The sequence below is a fragment of the Cerasibacillus sp. JNUCC 74 genome (genome assembly GCF_053667775.1).
Genome location: NZ_CM132207.1, coordinates 983,420 through 1,001,576 on the forward strand (window position 1 = coordinate 983,420; position 18,157 = coordinate 1,001,576).

The window sequence follows — 18,157 nt, forward strand, 5'->3', positions numbered from 1 at the left end:
CTCTTAGATAGATAAAGAAGCACTTTTTTCATGGGTTTCAATTGAAGTTTCATGAAGAAAGAAGTGCTTCTTTTATTATCTAAAAACGACACCTCGATTTATAGGATGAATATTTTTGAAAGTAGCTCTAGCTCATACGCTAGAGCTACTAACTTCGCTCTCCTTCCTATGATAAGTTAATATTAGCTCCTCACATCACTATTGAACATGCAGATGCCGTAAAGTTCCTGCTTCAAAGAATTAAAGAGAATATGAAGATGTTTAAAGTAGAAAATAACGTCACTTAGTTCAGGCGATGGGACTTAAGGAAAGCTGCGAAACGACCACACTGCACATAAAAATACGGGGTTTTCTCTCGAAGGACAAGAGAAGGGCACTCATAAAAGTGGTTGCTTTTTACAAGATGTTGTGGAATTACCTTTGTTCACTTCCAAGAGAAAACACTCTACGAATAAAGTTTTATGTTGTTAAACAAGTGCTTGTTCTATTGTTAGTAATGTTTAGCAGTTGTTTAGTTCAGATGTTTAATATATTAGATGTAATTTATGGTAAGGAAGAGGGGAGGGAGAAAGATTGATGGCAAACAGTAGATGGAAAACAACAGCATTACTTTTAATGATTCTTTTACTAATATTACAAGGGTTTACACCAACAGTGTTTGCAGCTGAGTTAGATAACAAACCCAACTTAAATATTCAAACAAATTCGGATGCAACTACCGAGAAAGTAGTTGTCCAAATTCAATTAGAAGGGGATCAATTTGATTTTATTGAAATTAAACTTCCAAAAGGCACTTCTTATAATGAGGAAAAGACAAAGTCTGTACAGCAACAAGGAGTTATTTTGGACTACAATGCAAAAAAGCATGTAATAACGCTAAATTGGCAAGCAGATGTCACGGACCAACAAGCTGCATTTGTATTAACGAATTTAAAACAATCCGATAACTCTTTAGCTATTACTGGAAAGACAGACGGGGATGTAGTGTTTGAGAAAGAATATTCATTTCAAGTAAAACAGATATCTGATCGCACAAATCAGCAAAAGGATTCTCCAAAAAACGAATTAGGAAAAGAAGAAAAAGATAAAAAACCTGACAAAAAAATCAAAAAAGAGGTTGCAAAAACAGCAACAATAACTCCATCAGTAAAGAATAAACCAACACCTAAGCCAAAAAAGTCTCAGGGACAGGAACATAACAATTCATTGCCTATTACATCTCCAAAGAACATTGCAAAAGTAAATACAAATTGGCCAAATCCGGGGTCATTAAAATTAACAAAAGAGGCTACTCCAACTGGTAAGTATGGGGAATGGGAGATAGAATTAACTGCTCAAGGAAAAAAATTAAAACAAAAGTCAGATGTTGTGCTAGTGTTTGATCGCTCCAATACGATGGAAGGAAGGAGACTTTATAAAGCAAAACAGGCTGCACAAAAATTTGTTGATCATTTATTAACGGAAGATTCAACAACAAGAATTGCATTAGTTCCGTTTGGCACTTATGCAGATAAACATACAGGTTTTACAGACTATAGTGGTAAACGGAAACTAAAGCGAGATATTCATTCAATTTATGTAACAGGTGAAGATGATGGAGCCACTAATATCCAAGCAGGACTTCATAAAGCTAAACAATTACTTAATAAAAGCGATGCAGATTACAAAACAATTGTCTTATTAAGTGATGGAGACCCTACCTTTAGTTTTAGAGCTAAAAAAGCAATGCCATATATGTGGTCGGGAAGTAAGTATAATTTCATTCTTTCAGATTTTGATTATGATGAGCCGATTGGTACTGGAGGCTCTTATTACTTAGAAGGGGATAGATATAGGGTCAACGGATTCAAAGTAAAGACAAACGGAATTGCGACAATGTCCGAAGCAGCTCATATTATAAATTCTGGTATCGATATTTATTCTATCGGATTAGATGTTGCCAGATACGAAGAAGCTATTTATGTATTAAAAAATAGTCAAAACAGAGGCTATTATGAGGGCAGTGGAGATGAATTAAAACAGATTTTTACTGAAATTGGTACAGGTCTGTTAAATCATGCGGCACATGATGCCATTGTTACGGATCCTCTGGGAGAAATGTTTAATCTTGTAGAAGATGGAAGCTATAACGGGCAACAATTTACGGTAAGTCATGGAAACATAAAATGGAATGATCGTACGGAAACATTTACATGGAATATTGGCAGTATCAAGGAAAACGAATGTTATACATTAAAATACAAGATAAATATGGATTGGGATAAACATCCAAAAGGAAATGAATTATACCCAACGAATGGTGAGACACCATTAAACTATAAAGATCCAAATGGTCATTCACAGACGAAACTATTCCCCATTCCTAAAGTAGGAATCGATAAAGGAAAAATTGTTAAAAAAGGATATCGTGTGAATTTAGACGGTAAGCCTGTGGATAAAAACGGTAATGTCGTTTCTGCTCCATCTCAAGCAGAGCAGTTTTATAAGACGTTTCATAAAGAAAAGAATCAAGAAGAATTGAAATTTTATGAGTCCTATGATGTTTTTGCGGAGGATGTTAAAGATTACACCTTATATGTAGGTAAAAATCCTACAAAGGTTAAGCTGAAACCAGATAAAGCAACAGAAACGGTATGGTTCGGTTATATCAAAACGTCTGATTTGATTGCTGGGAATGTGACAGCCATCTATGTGGATGAAGCTGGAAATGAGATAGCGGAAAGGGAAGTATTTACAGGGAAAGTTGGTGACACCTATATAACCAAGGAAAAGGATATTCCTGGTTATGAATTTGTCAAAGTAGATGAAAAAGGGGCATCAGCAACTGGAGAGTTCAAAAAAGAACCGCAGATTGTTCGTTATATTTACAAGAAAAAATTAGGTACATTAACAGTAATAAAAGTTGGTGAACAAAACAAACCGCTAAAAGGTGCAACATTTGTATTAAAAGATAAAGATGGAAATGTAGTTGAGACTGCTGAAACGGGCGATGATGGAAAAATCACTTTTGAAAACTTAGAGTGGGGTAACTATCAACTTGAAGAAACAAAAGCCCCGGAAGACTATCGTTTATTAAAGAAGCCAATTGATGTGCAAATTAAAGCAGATCAGTTAAATGTAGAACGTAAAATTAAAAACAGTAAATCTGGCTGGAGCTTGCCAGATACTGGTGGAATAGGTACGATTCTCTTTTATTTATTAGGAGCTATGTTAATGATTGGAGCATGGTTACTTTTCATAAAGAAAAAGCAGTCCAATGCTTCAGCAGACAAATAAATAGTAATGTTCTTTTAAGGTGGTGATGGCCAAACAGGGGGAAAACATAGAATTCTAAGATGTTAAATAAAAAAATTAATGAGAGGAGAAAGAAGATGAACGTGTCAAAGAAAAAAACGTTAAATTTTGCTTTAATCGTTTCTTTAATATTATCCCTATTTCTTCCACAAATAGCTTTTGCTAAGGAAGTAAGGGGGAATGAAAGTAACCCGACATTAACAATTCATAAATTTGAACAGGAAACTGGTACTAAACCGGGAGAAGAAGGAACGGGTTTACCTGGACAAACTGCAAAAGGAAAACCGGTAGATGGAGTCATGTTTACTTTAAAACAAACTCATAAATATGATCCAAATGGTGGAGAAAATGGCGAAGGATCATGGGAACCAATTACTAACGGAAAGACAATCCATAAAGAAACTGTAAAAGGAAAAGTAGTCTTTACAAAAGCAGATGGATTGGAGTTAGGTCGTTATCAAGTTACAGAAACAGATGGACCAGCACATGTCATCTTAAATCCAGAACCATTTTATGTTGATGTTCCAATGACAAGTAAAGATGGTACTACTTTAAACTATGATGTTCATGTGTATCCAAAAAACGAAACGGTTCGCTCAGCTGTAGAGTTAGTGAAAAAGGATGAAGATGGAAACGCATTACCAGGAGCAGTATTTAAATTATTTAATGAAGATGGTACATCAGCGAAGGGGAAAAATGGTGAAATCGGTGAGCTAACTACTGGACAAGATGGAAAAATTAAAGTAGATGGACTAGGTCAAGGAAAGTATTACTTCCAAGAAATTAAAGCACCTAAAGGTTATGCTCTAAATACAACAAAAATCCCATTTGAAGTGAAAAAATCCGGGGGAAATCAACAAGATGTTGTTGTAGAGTGGACTCCAGTGAAGGGATTTGTCAACAAAAAAGGAGAGGTTATCAACTACATTACTCCTAAAATCGATAAGGATGCAGAAGGAAAAAAACATATTTATATGGACCGCGACAAGGAATATAAATATAACCTATCCATTCAAACACCAAAAGATATAAACACATATAAAAGGATTGGTGTAACAGATACACTTGATGAACGTCTAAGTTTTGTCAACGATGGCAGCATTGCTGACGGATGGACAGTTGAAGGAACAGATAAGTCTAATATTATCTTTAAACAAAATGGTCAAACCTTAAGTTGGGAAGTAAAAGACCTAAGTCAATTAAAACCGGGACAAGAGATTAAAATTACCTTTACTGCAAAAATTAAACCAGATGCTGAATTAAAAGATGGAGAAATTGGTATTGATAACACAGCAAAACTCCACTTTGATAATAACAAAGGTTCGTTCACTGTACCGGAAAAACCAGCTAAACCAGAAGAACCATCCGTTGTAACTCCAACTGAAGGTGGATTAAAGGTGATTAAAGTAGACGCTTCTGACAATGCAATGGAATTAGAAGGTGCTGAATTTAAGTTAACGGATATGAAAGGTCATGTCATCGATACAAGCAATTCTGGAAATGTTGTAAAGGTAAATGGAAAGGCTTTTAATGGCAAGCTAGAAAATTTAACAACAGATAAAAAAGGTAAATTCTCTATTACTGGGCTTACCCCAGGAAAGTATCAATTACATGAAACAAAAGCACCTACGTATACCGATGATGGAGGTAATAAAAAATCATATCGTTTACTATCCAAACCTGTAGAAGTCAAGGTAGAAAACGACAAAGTTTTAGAATATAAAATCGAGAACTCCAAATCCGCTTGGGAACTACCGACAACAGGCGGAATCGGTACCATTCTATTTACACTTATTGGTCTAACGCTTATGGCAGTAGCAACAGCACTGTACTTTCGTCGTAAAAAGCAAGCTACAGTACAATAAACAGTAAATTACGGTAAGGAGAGAGAATTTTTTCTCTCCTTATTTCCATTATTTACCTCTTGTGCAAGAATCTATGAATTCGGAATAAGACAAGCCAGAAATGGATAGCTATAAACTCAGTCCTAGTTACGATAAAGCTGTAACAAAACTATTTAAAGTCGAACACAATACTGTAAAGGTAAACGATAGAATCGGAATAAGGAACTAGAGCGTTGAAGAGAGAGAACAACAAAAGAACCAGATTGTCGATAGTTGTTGAAACGAATCTTAAGCTTGAAAATGGGTTCATATCCAAACTGTGAATGAGAGGAATCAAAGTAGAACTGTAAGAGAAGTGAAGAACACTACATTTCAAAAGTTTGCTGTACATAAAATTTATTTACGATAGGAAGGGAAAACGATGAAACGAGCAATAGTTAGTATTCTATTTTTAGTTGGATTAGGTATCTTTTCCTATCCTATGATAAGTAATATTTTATCGACAAAAGTACATCAATCCGTTGTCAAAGAATACGAAGAAACGATTGACAAGATGGATAAGCAATCGATCAAAAAGGAAAAGGAAAAAGCAGATAAACATAATGAAAAATTAAGGGATTCTGAGATAGATTTTGTCGATCCTTTTTCAACAGGGGGAGCATCTAAGGAAACCACGGCAGGAAATAAAAGTTATTATGATGCTTTAAATGTCGGACCTGCAATTGGCAGTCTTGAGATTCCCAAAATTGATTTACTTCTTCCTATCTACCATGGAACAAGTGAAGAGGTTTTATCGCGAGGGGTTGGACATTTAGAGAACTCCTCGCTGCCAACTGGAAAACCAGGTACTCACAGTGTATTAACAGCTCATCGAGGCTTACCAAGTGCTGAGTTATTTCGCAATTTAGATGATTTAACGATAGGGGATCAATTTTACATAAACGTATTGAATGAAACGTTTGCGTATGAAGTATTTGATGTAGACATTGTCTTACCCCATCAAACGGAATGGTTAAAAATGAAGAATGATGAAGAAATTGTAACATTACTTACTTGTGAACCATATATGATAAATACACATCGCATGCTAGTAAAGGGCAAGCGTGTACCTTACGATCCATCCAAAGTAGAATCAGCAGAAGCAAATGATAATTTATGGATTGTAATTGGATTAGGTATTTTCTTTCTACTATTGGTCATCTGGGGTATGAAACGGCGAAAACGGAGGAAGCAGGTGGAGGTAAGATGAAAGGGAAAAAAGCAATTACCTTGTTGTTTGTGATTGGTTTAGCTATTCTTGTATATCCTCATGTCGCTAAGCTGATTAACAGTTACCTACAAAAGCAACAGGTGGATGAATTCCAAGATAGTTTAGAGAATAAGACTGATCAAGAAATAGATGAATTGATGAAGCGAGCTTCCGCATGTAATGAAAAGATTTATTATAATCGCTCTGGAATTCGTGACCCGTTTGCCGATAATGAAAAAAAACTGCATGCATTGAAAGAATGCTTAGGACTTGATGATGATGAGGTGTTTGCCGCGATTGAAATTCCAAAGTTGGGGGAAATTATCCCGATTTTTTTAGGAGCTTCTGAGAAAACTTTAGCAAAAGGAATCGGACAAATAGAAGGGTCTTCTCTTCCTGTTGGTGGAAAGAGTAACCATACGGTATTAGCCGGTCACCGTGGTATGGGCACGAAGGCAATGTTTCGTCATGTTGATGAGTTAAAGGAAGGTGATCTTTTTTATATACATACGATGACGGGAACACTCACTTATCGTGTATTTGGTCAGAAAGTAATCAACCCACAAGAAACAGAAGCATTGGAAATTCAAGAAAATCGGGATTTGGCCACATTATTTACATGTCATCCTTACCCTACTGATTATCAACGACTATTGATACAAGCTGAGCGAGCAGATGAGGAGAAGGTAGTTAAGGGAAAATAAAGCTTGGCTGAAAAACTGCTATGCTATCAATATAGTAATGAGGAAACGAAATGTTATAAAATACGATGGAATTGAAAAATCAAAACTTGACAAGGATAAATATGGTACATACAGTAAAAATAAGCTCATGACAGAAATGCACGACCGTCATGAGCAGGATGTTATATTCTAAACTCTTAGCTCTGCTGCATTTCACATGGTTATCCAATAGTTTCGATCATATTTTCTTTTTTCAGTGCTTCAAACACCTTAGTGGCAAATTGTTCTAATTGTTCCCAGCTGGTTTTTGCTATATTTACATCTTCTTCTAACAACTCAAAATCTTGTGCATCAAAAACAGCAACGTTATTTACGAGATGACAGTATTTTGCAGCTATAACATGCCACTGATTTGAAATATTTTGAAGCGAGTCAATGGCTTTATCAATGGTATCTGCCAGAGTGGTAAGCTTATTTTCTATGTCTGTTATAATAACTACTTCTTTTTCTATACCTGATATTTGCGCTTGTAAACTAGCAATTTGGCTCTCTGCGTTGTCTTTTTCTTTAACAGCTTCAGCTATGATTGGTCCTCCGGCAATGCAAAAAATAATAAGTCCACATAATATTGCTCCACCGCCTATTTTCCACTTCGCATTTTCTATGATCCTGTGATAATGTTCAATTTGCTCTTTTAACATCGGGATGCTGGCATCTGATTGTGATAATACAACTTGCAATTGATTAGAATTTTCTTTAAAGTGCTTTACGTCTTCGCTAATGCTATCTCGATACGTCGTCAAATCCTTTATCATATCATCAACTTTTTCACTGTTTCTTAAAATTGTTTGATACAATTCCTCTATTTCTTTTTGTACGTGCTGTTCATTTTTTTGCTCAATTGCATTTAATAAATGATTATAATGATCTTGCCAGGTTTTATTAAAATCTACTACTGTTTTTATGGATAATCTAATATTTGGTTTTAATTGATCTAACCAATAAGTAGCATTTTCTTGAGCATCTGTAAAGTTAGTACGTATATTTACTTTTAAATGATTATCAACAGAGCTTATTCCATTTAATTGGGGTAATTGACTGTCGATAACGGAATGTGCATAAGAATCAATAACAAGAATGCTTGAAGCAGCAGTTTCTAATTTTTCTTGGAAATTATCCGGACCAAGTTCATTTCCCTGTTGTTGAGCAGTTACTATATTTGGTGGAAATACGTAAGTCATTGTAAAAATAATCGTGATCATTGCTACGATTATTTTTTTAATTTGACCCTTTTTCATCGTCATCACCCACTTTTGGATTTTATTTTCTAGGAGATTATAAAATTAGTACATAGTGGGATATCTTTTTCAAAAATAGCATTGCCCAAGTTTAAGCGCTTAAACCTTGAATGAAGTTTCACTTGATTTCATAAGAGGTTCTGCGGTTGTATGTTGCTAACCGAGCGGTTCTAGCTTTTGTTCATAGGGGAAGTATGTTTGTAAGTACTTCCCCCAACTATACTTATTGATGATCTACTATTTTAATTTCTTCTACATATAACTTTTCTGCAAAGTCTTTAATATTGCTCCAACTCGTTTTAGCAATTACTAAATCTTCTTTTAAAAGTTCAAAGTCTTCCGGGTCCATTATATCGATGTTACTAACTAAGCTTCTATATTTTGCTTCCATTGTACTCCATTGAGTAGATATATTTTGTAAGGAATCGATAGCAAGGTCAATTGTATCTGTTAAGAATTCCATTTGCTTTTTGATTGCAGTTATACTAGCCAACTGGATTTGCGCTTCTTCAATATTTCCGGTAAGAACTTTAATTTCTTCTTGCGCTTGATCTATTCCTTGTTTAGCTAACACAATTCCTGTTATTCCTCCTCCAGTTGCTCCTGCTCCTCCAGCAATTAAACCTATACCAAGAGGGGTTCCGGCACCTGTAACCAGTACAGCTACACCACCTACAATGGCAATTGGTCCTGCTGCAGTAGCTACTGAAGATGCTATCAAGATATTGTTATATTTACTTATCGATTCATAATATGCGTCAATTTGTTTTTGAAAAAGTGGAATACCTGTATCCTGGCTCGTTAAAATGGTCGATAATTGGTTAGTGTTTGCTTTTAATTTTTGTGTATCGGTTTGTAATTTTTCTCTAAACTGTTTTAAATCAACAATTAACTTATCGACTTCTCGTTTGTTTTCCAAAACGCTATTAGAAAGTCTTGTTAATCTTGCAGTTAAAGCTTGTGTATCTTTGTTTTCTGTAGCTTCTAATAACTTATTATAATACCCTTCAAATTTATTATCATAATTAATAATATTCTCGTTCGTTGCAATTAATTGCGTCTTTAATTGATCGAGCCATTCCTTTGCATTTTCTCTTGCGTTGTCCTGATCCATTAATATTTTTTTCTGTAAATTTGTTTCAATGGAATTTACGTATTTAAAGCTTATATTGGGCTGTTTAATGACTGTCAACGCATAAAGATCCATGACCAGTGCATTGGATCCGGTTGTTTTCATCGCTTCTCTAAGACCATCCGGACCTAATTCAAATTTATTGTATATGTCGGTTGGATCTGTTTGAGCTTGCTCTTGTGTTGTGTTTTTTGCATAGGCATAGGAAGGTACGACATTACTAAACACGATTGTTACTGCCATTATCGGAAGAAGAAAAGATTTATATATTTTGGACAATTTGATTCCTCCTAACAAGAGAGCTGAATTTTTACTTTATGTTTGTGGTAAAACCTTCAAATTGTTCTGTCTGTTTGTTGATCTGCAACATAATTTCTTTTAAGTACTTTAATTGGCTTTGCAGTTCAGAAGGATTTATTTCTCCAGAAAGCACATTATCTTTTAACTTGTCCATGATATTATTTAAAGTTGTAAATTCATTGACAATATAATCAAAAATAGCAACCTCCCGTTTCACCATTTCAGCAAAACCAATGATTTGATCTTCAACGATTGTAACTTCTGTTGCTTGTTGCTCAAATTTAGATAGTTTCTTCATTAGTGCGGTTACTTCCTGTTGTTTTTGCTGGATGGTTGTAGCTGATAGTTTTGTTTTAAAGCTAGTAGCATTCGCTATTTCTTTACTAATAGCTTCAATGGATGCAACATCAACTGTTTGAGTTTCGGCACTTGTTTTAACCGTATTATAAAGTAACTTACCAAATCTAAATGAAAAATCATATACTTCATCTGGATTAGTGATAATTTTAATAAGCTCATCTTGGATTTCTGCTAATAGACCCTTCACAGTTTCTCTTATTTGTATCGCTTCACTGTTATGTCCATTCAATAATTCAACTGCTTTCGTTGCTTTTTCAGAAAATGCCTTGCTATCAGAATCAAGAAGATCTTTGTAGGCATTTAGGTCTAAGGAGGTGCGTTTTAAATCTGCTTGCATATCCTCAACATTGCCTAGAAGCCGATTGAATCTATTTAAAAAGTTTATTTTTGCTTGTTCATTATTATCAATTTCTCCAGCTAATTCATATAAGCGAGTGTAGTATTGATCAACCCGTTGACTTAGACCATTCATGTTTTCATTTAAATAGATTAGTTGCGGACTATATTCATCCAACCACTCACGGACATTCTCTCTAGCAATTTGTTGATGGTTAGTTAAACTGCTCATGTTTTTTATATCAAGGGTTGGCTGTTTTAAAACAACAAGTCCGTATGATTGTAACAGCGGGTATTGTGATCCTAATGACCTTATCCAATTGGAGAATGTGATTGATCTAAGTTCTTTGTTTGTTTCGGCTAAAGCATTTTGGGGGATCATGGTGCTTAAAATGATAGCCAAAACCATAAAAAATGCTACTAATTTTTTCTTCATTGAAAAATCTCCTCCTTGGCTGACAATCCTGTAGTATTTAGCTAATATGAATAGCTTTCTAGCAAGATTAACCAGTTTATTTTAACTTAATATTGATGCTAGTATAGTTTCATGGACACATCTAAGTTAAATTTTATACAATGAATTTCAAGGAGGATGTGTCCCATGCGTACCAGAAATAATGGCAAACGATATAACGATGATTTTAAAAAGATGGTTGTTGATCTTTATCAATATGGAAATTCTGTAAAAGATTTAAGCAGCGAGTATGGCGTATCAGATGTAACTATCTATAAATGGATTAAGGATTTAACTCCAATTGAAGGAACTGACGGTAAGGAGATCACTCCAAAAGAAGTCGATGCCATTGAAAAAGAGAACCTTCGTTTGAAACAGGAGCTTGAAATCTTAAAAAAGGCTATGGCCATATTCGCTCGAAAGTAAGTGACTCAGAACTAACTGAATTTATTACAGAACATAAAGATGATTATCCCGTTCGTACCATGTGCGAAATGCTTGATATACCGAAAAGTACCTACTACCAATCTTTGAATAAGACCGAGTCGAATCGCGATCATGAGAACCGTGAGTTCACGGAAAAGATTGTCCGGATTCATAAAGAAAGTAAGAAACGATATGGTGCGCCAAAAATACATGAAATCCTTGAAAAACAAGGTTACAAAATCAGTTTAAAGCGAGTTCAACGCTTCATGAAAAAAGCTGGTATCCGTTCTATTATCGTTAAAAAATTCCGTCCGACACCCAGTAAAGAAAAGGTGGAAGAACGAGAAAATATCATTAACAGAGACTTTTCTACGACAACAATCAACCAAAAATGGGTTGGCGATATCACGTATATTCACACACTGCGTGATGGCTGGTGTTACCTTGCGTCTGTTTTAGACTTGCATTCTAGAAAGGTGATTGGGTACTCATTTGGACGTTCGATGACGACTGAATTGGTAGAGAAAGCTTTAGAAAATGCTTATGTCACACAGAAACCTAATGATGGCGTCATGTTCCATTCCGATTTAGGTTCACAATATACAAGCGATGCCTTTGCAGAAAAGATTCAGAGCTATAAGATGACGCACTCCTTCAGTCATAAGGGAAGCCCCTATGACAATGCTTGTATCGAGTCTTTTCATGCAATTTTAAAGAAAGAAGAAGTAAATCATGTACAATACTTAGATTTCAACGCTGCGAGAGTAGAGTTATTTAAATATATCGAAGGTTGGTATAATCGTAAAAGAATACATGGTAGCATTGGCTATCTGACTCCACAAGAGATGGAAGATTCAGCGCTCCATCAAGCAGCATAACTGCACCAATTAATATTAGAACACGGCTTTACTTGGAGAGGTGGGCGTGGTAGGCTTTTGCCTAGCGTGTTTTACTAACCTTTCTTCTTTCGCAAATCACCACACCCACAGAGGATCCATGTCAAGTCTTCACATATATATGTAAAGCTTCAAAGCGCAATAAAAAGTTAACTTTTTTGTGTCCTAAATATTGACGTAGATCCATATATAAGAATATTAAAGTTATTAACTTAGTTAAGAAGTGATGTGTATGCCTGTAAACTTTTTATCCCGAATGTAAGGTACCGTATTCAAGAATTATGGAGAATACGAAAAAATATCGAGAAGATAACGGCACTTAAATTCTTGATTTCATTCAAAAGCCTTTAGGTCATACCCTTATAGGTACTAACATTCAGTAAAGGGATGAAGTAAAATGCTTGTCAAATGGAACATCACTTTATCTTTTTCGGAAACTTATTTTTCTAATGGAGAATTTTAAATTACCCTGTAACAATTGTTTGGGTTAATAGTAAAAACAAAGTAAGAACGAGATAAACATAATGGTTCTATATGTTTACTTTTCATTTTTTATACATTATAATCATCTGAATAATTAAATAATTTACGTTTAAGTTCAATTGGTTTATTCTATAATACTACATTTTTTGTGTATTATGGCAATAAAATTAAAAATTGATGAAATAACGGTTACAAAATTAACAAATATATTAAAAAAGTTTATCACCCTTACCTTGATGTCTATTCAACGAACGAAAGGTAAGGGTTACGAATGTATATTTATCAAACCGAAATAGGGATATCATTCGCTTTTTAATGAAGTGAAGCCTATTTGCTTAGAGAAAAGGTGACTTATGTTTACTAGTTTGCAGCTTCTATTTTTAATCGGCATATCTCCACCAAAGCATCGAATCCTAACGCAGTTGTTAACAGTAAAATAAAAATAATTAGACTAGTTGCTTCAATGATTATATCGTCGCTCTTGGCAGAACCACGTGCAAGAGCAGGAGGCCATACAATGACAAGATTGAATTACCTTGTCAACAAAAACCGGTTAATAACAAAAGCAAGCCTCTTATCTTTTATTCGAGGCTTGCTTATATGTTAAAATCTGAATTGATTAAAATTATTTTGTGAAATCAATTTTCTTTGCCAACCAATAAATGATCACTCCACCAATGGTCATAGACAATAGTTCGCCAACACCAACGGTTAGCCATGTGTAAAAGAATGGTAAGTCAAACAGAATAGTTAGTTGTGCTGCAACAGTAAACATGGAAATAGCGAAAATGATAGCAGTTATACCTATTTTTATAATGTCATTTTGCAGTCGTTTGGTTACATATCTACATAAAATTAAAACAAGAAAAGTGGCAACACCACCAATGGGAACATCTAAAAACCATGTAGGAGACATGAAATTAGCAATGATAACTCCTAACGTTACTGCAATGACATAACGCTTGTGGTACAGTGCTAGAAAATTAAACATTTCAGAAAAACGAAACTGTATAGCAGCAAAACTGATTGGAGCTAACCATACTGTAATTATTACATAGAGCGCACAAATAAGAGAAATTTTAGTTAGCTCTGAGATCATCGAGGTTGAAGATGGATGGGAAACTGCTTTATACATTTTATATTCTCCTTTGTAAAATAGCTTGACAGCTATTTTAGTAATAACTGCGACCAAAGAAGGAAGTGTCACAGTGCAACTTTTATAAGTTTGCCAAGCTATTATATCCAAAGAAGACTGGTAGTGCAATAGGAATTATTTATTTGTCCATCCTCCGTCAATAGGAATAACAACGCCATGAATATAGTCAGCAGCTTTACTTGCTAAAAACAGTGTTAGATCAGCTACTTCCGATGGATCTGCCCATCTTCCGGCGGGTGTTTCTTCAGCGACCCACTTTGCCATTTGACCATCTCCGAGAAAATCAGCTTTGTTCATTGGCGTTTTGATCGCACCTGGTGCAATAGCATTAGCGCGTACTCCATTTCTGCAATAATCATAATCAAGCTGTTTTGTATAACCAATAATGGCATGCTTGGAAGCAGTATATGCCGCACCGCCACCCCCGGCAACAATACCTGCAATAGATGCCATGTTGATGATAACTCCTCTTTCATTTTGGAGCATATGCGGAAGCACAGAATTAGTCACAAAATAGGTTCCTTTTACATTTGTATTCATAATTTTATCCCATAACAGCTCTTCTGTTTCTAATGTTTTAGCATAACCATCTAAAACCCCTGCTGTGTTTAATAAAATATCAATTTGTTTAAATTTCTTTATTGCTTGTCTCACAGCCTGCTGGACTGCATTTTTATTAGCGACGCTTCCAACTGCATAGGCAAAGTGATTCTCATATTGCTTGAACATTTCTTTCAAGTTTTCTTCATCCCTATCTAAACCAAACACATTGGCACCGTTTTTTAGAAAAGCAATGGCTTGTGCTTTTCCAATACCTGAAGCACCACCAGTAATAAAAACAGTTTGTCCTCTAAATTCTTCAAATTTCATTTAAAACCTCCATGGATGTATTGTCATTCTATAATTTTCCAGTCATCAGCAAGAATGTCGCATACAGTAGGTGTAAACATCGTGTAACCTTCACCAGATACATTAATTAAAAAGTATGGATTGAGTTTTTCTCCATCATGCTGGCTCTCCCCAACAAGTTTCACATATAATTCAGCGCCATCCCACCCTTTACGAATGACCTTTTTCCCAGCTTTTAATTCAGGTAATATTTGTTCAAACGTCATATTTATCATCCTTTGTTCGATATTTTTAGTTAAAATAAGCTAGTTGTATGGTTCGATAATTAATTTACCTAGCCACATTAAGCAACTGTAAATCAAGTATATGTTGGCATAAAGCTTGAAGCAAGTAAATAACGTATGAGCCGGGGGAATATACTTTTTATCCCGCATGTAAGGTGCCGTAAGACTCCCACTTCAAGAGCCTTAAGTTGATACAAAAGGTCTAAGTGGGAGAAAACGGCACCTAAATGCCCGATACGTTCAAGGGCCTTTAGGTCATACCCTTGTGGTACTAACATTCAGTAGGAGATGGAAGAAAACTCCTACTGAATGAAGGTTCATTTTATACACAAGGAATTCATCTATAGATCTTTATAGGAACTCACTTAGTATAAACTTCTCGATTTTTTAAGTAATACAATCTCCACTAATTCACAAAACAATACTTTTGTATGAAAGTCTCCCACCATTAACCATCTTTCCTCATGAGTCTAAGAGCTTATTTTGGGAAATCTTTCAGTTACTGCTACACTTTGCTAATTTTCAAATATATACTATACATAACTGAAAAATGTGAATCATTTTGGAAAATCCCCATGCGTATTGGAGGCTGAAATGTGAAGGATAGAATATACATTTTATTACTACTTTTAATAGTAGTTTTCTTAGGAGGTTGTCAAATGGAAAGTAAAGAAACAAGAAAACCTTCAGAAATGAATGTGGAAGACTTACCGGATGTAAGAGCTTTTCAAGATGAATTTACTCGAAACTTTTTGCAATCAACGGAAGAAACAAGATCTGGCTACTACCCATTTTTGTCTGGAACTGGAAAATATAAAATGGATTTTCCGGCTGGTGGAATTATTGGTGAAAAGTCATATGCACTAGAAAAAGAGAGGTTTGAAAGTTATTTGATTGGGGTTCAAAAGGAATCTGTAGAATCATCTGTAGATATTACATATACAGCTGAAAAAGAAGGAAATGAAACAGTCATTTTAGATATGTTAAGGAAAAGTTCTAACGAAGAACTGAAGTTTAAAAAAGAAGAGTTACAAGATAGAGAATTATATATAGCATCACTAAATGAAAATGGCGAATTTGGACTTGCAAGCTATATACAGAATTTGAGTGGTGTAGGAGGAATACAAGTTTTTTATGTGTCAAAATGCAGCAAAGAGAATGAAAATTGCTCAAAAGATATTGAAAAAGAAAATAGCCTTATAATAGATTGGTTAAAAACAATCCAGTTTGTAAATAAAGAAAATGAAAGTGAATGATAGTTATGACTGAAAAAGTAGTCACTACCGAGGAGTTACGTTTAAGATTAATTGATTTAGAATATAAAAATTTATCTAAAGAAGAAATGACTAAAACAATTAAACAATTTTATCTAGAAGAGTACGGAAAGAAGCTTAGTGCAGAAATTGAAATATATCATTCTTCTGAAGCAACTACTTTAACACAAGATACTGGATTTGACGGGACTGCAATTCATTTTAAAACTCAAAACGGTGATAATAACGAACTTTATGTTATTTCTCAAGGATCAAAAGATATAGTAGATTGGGAGTATAATATAAAAGCAATGTTTGCTGGAAAAGATTATTCTCAAGCACAGGACACACACAAATTTACTGAAGAGGCTATAAATAAATTCGGTATAGATAGTAAAAAAGGGACTAGCATTATAGGATTATCACATTCTTTAGCTCACAATAATAATACTACAGCACATTTAACCTATGGAACTTTTGATAAAGTATATAGTGTTAATGGTGCTCAAACAAATTATTATCAACTCTATTTCGCCGATAGAAAATTTGCAAATGATGTAAGAAGTTATTTTTCTATGTCATACGATAATCCTGATGCCATCTACGACTTAGACCCAAACAAACTCCGTCAATTTGCTGAAGCTTACTATAAAGACAAGGCAAAAAATATCCATCAAATTATCTCTGAGGATGATCCACTTTATGCTGTGAGTGTTGCACGCGGGTTTTTTACGCTTGGGAACGTAGAGATTATAGATACGAATCCTGATTATCCAGGGCTTCGTTCTCTTATTAAAGATATTCCAGATGAAGTGATTAAGGATTTTCAGGAACTGGCAATTCAGTACACCACTGCTTCTAACCAAGGTGGTATTAAAACAGTTATGCACGATATTTTAGGTGTCAATATGGATGTCGTAAATAAGATGGATAATTGGTTCAACTCTCTTAAAGCCTATGCCACATATCAACCTGAAATTGATACTATGATTCGCCAGTTGGATAAAAAATTACCTGGTGTATTAAAGCGAGTGAAAACGATTACTAGTAATGCCGATTTAATTTTTGGAAGATTGGTAATGGCAGGGTATATATCGAATTCGCAAAAACAGGTCATTGTCAAAGAATTTACCAATATCGAAACGGAATTAGATGGTATTCGGGAAACGTTATCTCGATTGGTAGGCGTAAGGGAGATCGGAAACTTTTTTGTTCAAATTGGTGGGGATATAGCAGCAATAGTAAAAATAATGGGACACATCACGACCATTCAAGATAGTTTGGAAGTGTTAAAACGAGAAGATCTTCTGTCCATTTTAGAAGAAATAAAGGCAAGTCATAGTATTACAGAGGTTTTAAGCAGTTTGTCCAGCGGTAAGAAGTCCTACCTGGGATCAGATATGGTTTTTTCTACTAAACATGGAAAAAAAGAAATAAAGGTAAATATTTCAGCTGCACTGCGCATGTATCAAAATGGAAAGGCAGTTTTAGAAGAAAAGTTATCTGAAATTGATCACTTTCAAGCAGCAATCCATAGAGAAATTTCCCAATGTTATGAAAACAATAAATCTCAAGTTATGCGTAAAATTGATGATATTGAGGCAAATCCAGGTTTATATAGCTATCTGCTTAGAAAGCATATTTATTTTTCACGGTTAAATAAAAAAGTAAAACGTATTCGTGTTTATGAAGTCTTTTTTCCATTGGAAACTGCAAATTTAAATGAAGAAATTCATGTTTTAAGAAAAAGTATAGAAAAAGGGTATATGTATGTTGAAAATTATCGAAAAGCAATTGAAGACTTATTTGCAGAAGAAAAAGAAATAGGTAACTTATTTGATTTAGTTGGAGGGGAATAGA

At 34.6% G+C, this 18,157-nt stretch carries 13 protein-coding genes; 7 read left to right on the forward strand and 6 right to left on the reverse strand.

The features are described 5' to 3' along the window. Positions 1-576: 576 nt before the first annotated feature. The 4 genes from JNUCC74_RS04465 to JNUCC74_RS04480 all read left to right on the forward strand — a co-directional run bounded on the left by JNUCC74_RS04465 (position 577) and on the right by JNUCC74_RS04480 (position 7,091). Positions 577-3,276, forward strand: a complete 2,700-nt coding sequence (locus tag JNUCC74_RS04465) for an adhesive domain-containing protein (protein WP_454067073.1) — start codon at positions 577-579, stop codon at positions 3,274-3,276. A gap of 95 nt (positions 3,277-3,371) precedes the next feature. Beyond that, a complete protein-coding gene (locus tag JNUCC74_RS04470) occupies positions 3,372-5,159 on the forward strand; it encodes a SpaH/EbpB family LPXTG-anchored major pilin (protein ID WP_454067074.1) in 1,788 nt (595 codons plus the stop codon). Positions 5,160-5,559: 400 nt separating this feature from the next. Then, positions 5,560-6,387: a class C sortase gene (locus JNUCC74_RS04475; protein ID WP_077319702.1), complete on the forward strand. Its 828-nt coding sequence runs from the start codon at positions 5,560-5,562 to the stop codon at positions 6,385-6,387. Continuing rightward, the gene (locus tag JNUCC74_RS04480; protein ID WP_179104373.1) at positions 6,384-7,091 is read left to right on the forward strand and encodes a class C sortase; all 708 of its coding nucleotides are present in this window, start codon (positions 6,384-6,386) and stop codon (positions 7,089-7,091) included. The genes JNUCC74_RS04475 and JNUCC74_RS04480 overlap by 4 nt, the downstream gene beginning before the upstream one ends. Before the next feature lie 200 nt (positions 7,092-7,291). On the opposite strand, the gene nheC is transcribed toward JNUCC74_RS04480, so the two are convergent. The 3 genes from nheC to nheA form a co-directional block, all read right to left on the reverse strand. Continuing rightward, positions 7,292-8,368: a non-hemolytic enterotoxin subunit C gene (gene nheC / locus JNUCC74_RS04485; RefSeq protein ID WP_179104374.1), complete on the reverse strand. Its 1,077-nt coding sequence runs from the start codon at positions 8,366-8,368 to the stop codon at positions 7,292-7,294. Positions 8,369-8,591: 223 nt separating this feature from the next. Then, positions 8,592-9,779: a non-hemolytic enterotoxin subunit B gene (nheB, locus tag JNUCC74_RS04490; RefSeq protein WP_454067075.1), complete on the reverse strand. Its 1,188-nt coding sequence runs from the start codon at positions 9,777-9,779 to the stop codon at positions 8,592-8,594. 31 nt (positions 9,780-9,810) lie between these two features. Next, positions 9,811-10,932, reverse strand: a complete 1,122-nt coding sequence (gene nheA, locus JNUCC74_RS04495; RefSeq protein ID WP_454067076.1) for a non-hemolytic enterotoxin subunit A — start codon at positions 10,930-10,932, stop codon at positions 9,811-9,813. A gap of 165 nt (positions 10,933-11,097) precedes the next feature. Here nheA and JNUCC74_RS04500 point away from each other — a divergent pair. Then, positions 11,098-12,254 (forward strand): IS3 family transposase gene (locus tag JNUCC74_RS04500; protein WP_454065639.1). Its coding sequence is split into 2 segments (ribosomal slippage): positions 11,098-11,338 and positions 11,338-12,254, totalling 1,158 coding nucleotides; the frame shifts between segments, so codons are not numbered across the junction. A gap of 1,126 nt (positions 12,255-13,380) precedes the next feature. Here the strand turns inward: JNUCC74_RS04500 and JNUCC74_RS04505 are convergent. The 3 genes from JNUCC74_RS04505 to JNUCC74_RS04515 all read right to left on the reverse strand — a co-directional run bounded on the left by JNUCC74_RS04505 (position 13,381) and on the right by JNUCC74_RS04515 (position 15,026). Further along, the gene (locus JNUCC74_RS04505; protein WP_454067077.1) at positions 13,381-13,890 is read right to left on the reverse strand and encodes a QueT transporter family protein; all 510 of its coding nucleotides are present in this window, start codon (positions 13,888-13,890) and stop codon (positions 13,381-13,383) included. A gap of 135 nt (positions 13,891-14,025) precedes the next feature. After that, positions 14,026-14,781, reverse strand: a complete 756-nt coding sequence (locus JNUCC74_RS04510; RefSeq protein WP_454067078.1) for a 3-oxoacyl-ACP reductase — start codon at positions 14,779-14,781, stop codon at positions 14,026-14,028. Positions 14,782-14,804: 23 nt separating this feature from the next. Next, on the reverse strand, positions 14,805-15,026 hold the full coding sequence (locus tag JNUCC74_RS04515) for a DUF2829 domain-containing protein (protein WP_454067079.1): 222 nt from the start codon (positions 15,024-15,026) through the stop codon (positions 14,805-14,807). Between the two features lie 677 nt (positions 15,027-15,703). Here JNUCC74_RS04515 and JNUCC74_RS04520 point away from each other — a divergent pair. Both JNUCC74_RS04520 and JNUCC74_RS04525 read left to right on the forward strand, forming a co-directional pair. Continuing rightward, positions 15,704-16,300 (forward strand): hypothetical protein, encoded by a 597-nt coding sequence (locus tag JNUCC74_RS04520; protein ID WP_454067080.1) that lies wholly within the window; start codon positions 15,704-15,706, stop codon positions 16,298-16,300. Positions 16,301-16,305: 5 nt separating this feature from the next. Then, positions 16,306-18,156, forward strand: a complete 1,851-nt coding sequence (locus JNUCC74_RS04525; RefSeq protein WP_454067081.1) for a DUF6792 domain-containing protein — start codon at positions 16,306-16,308, stop codon at positions 18,154-18,156. Position 18,157 lies beyond the last annotated feature (1 nt).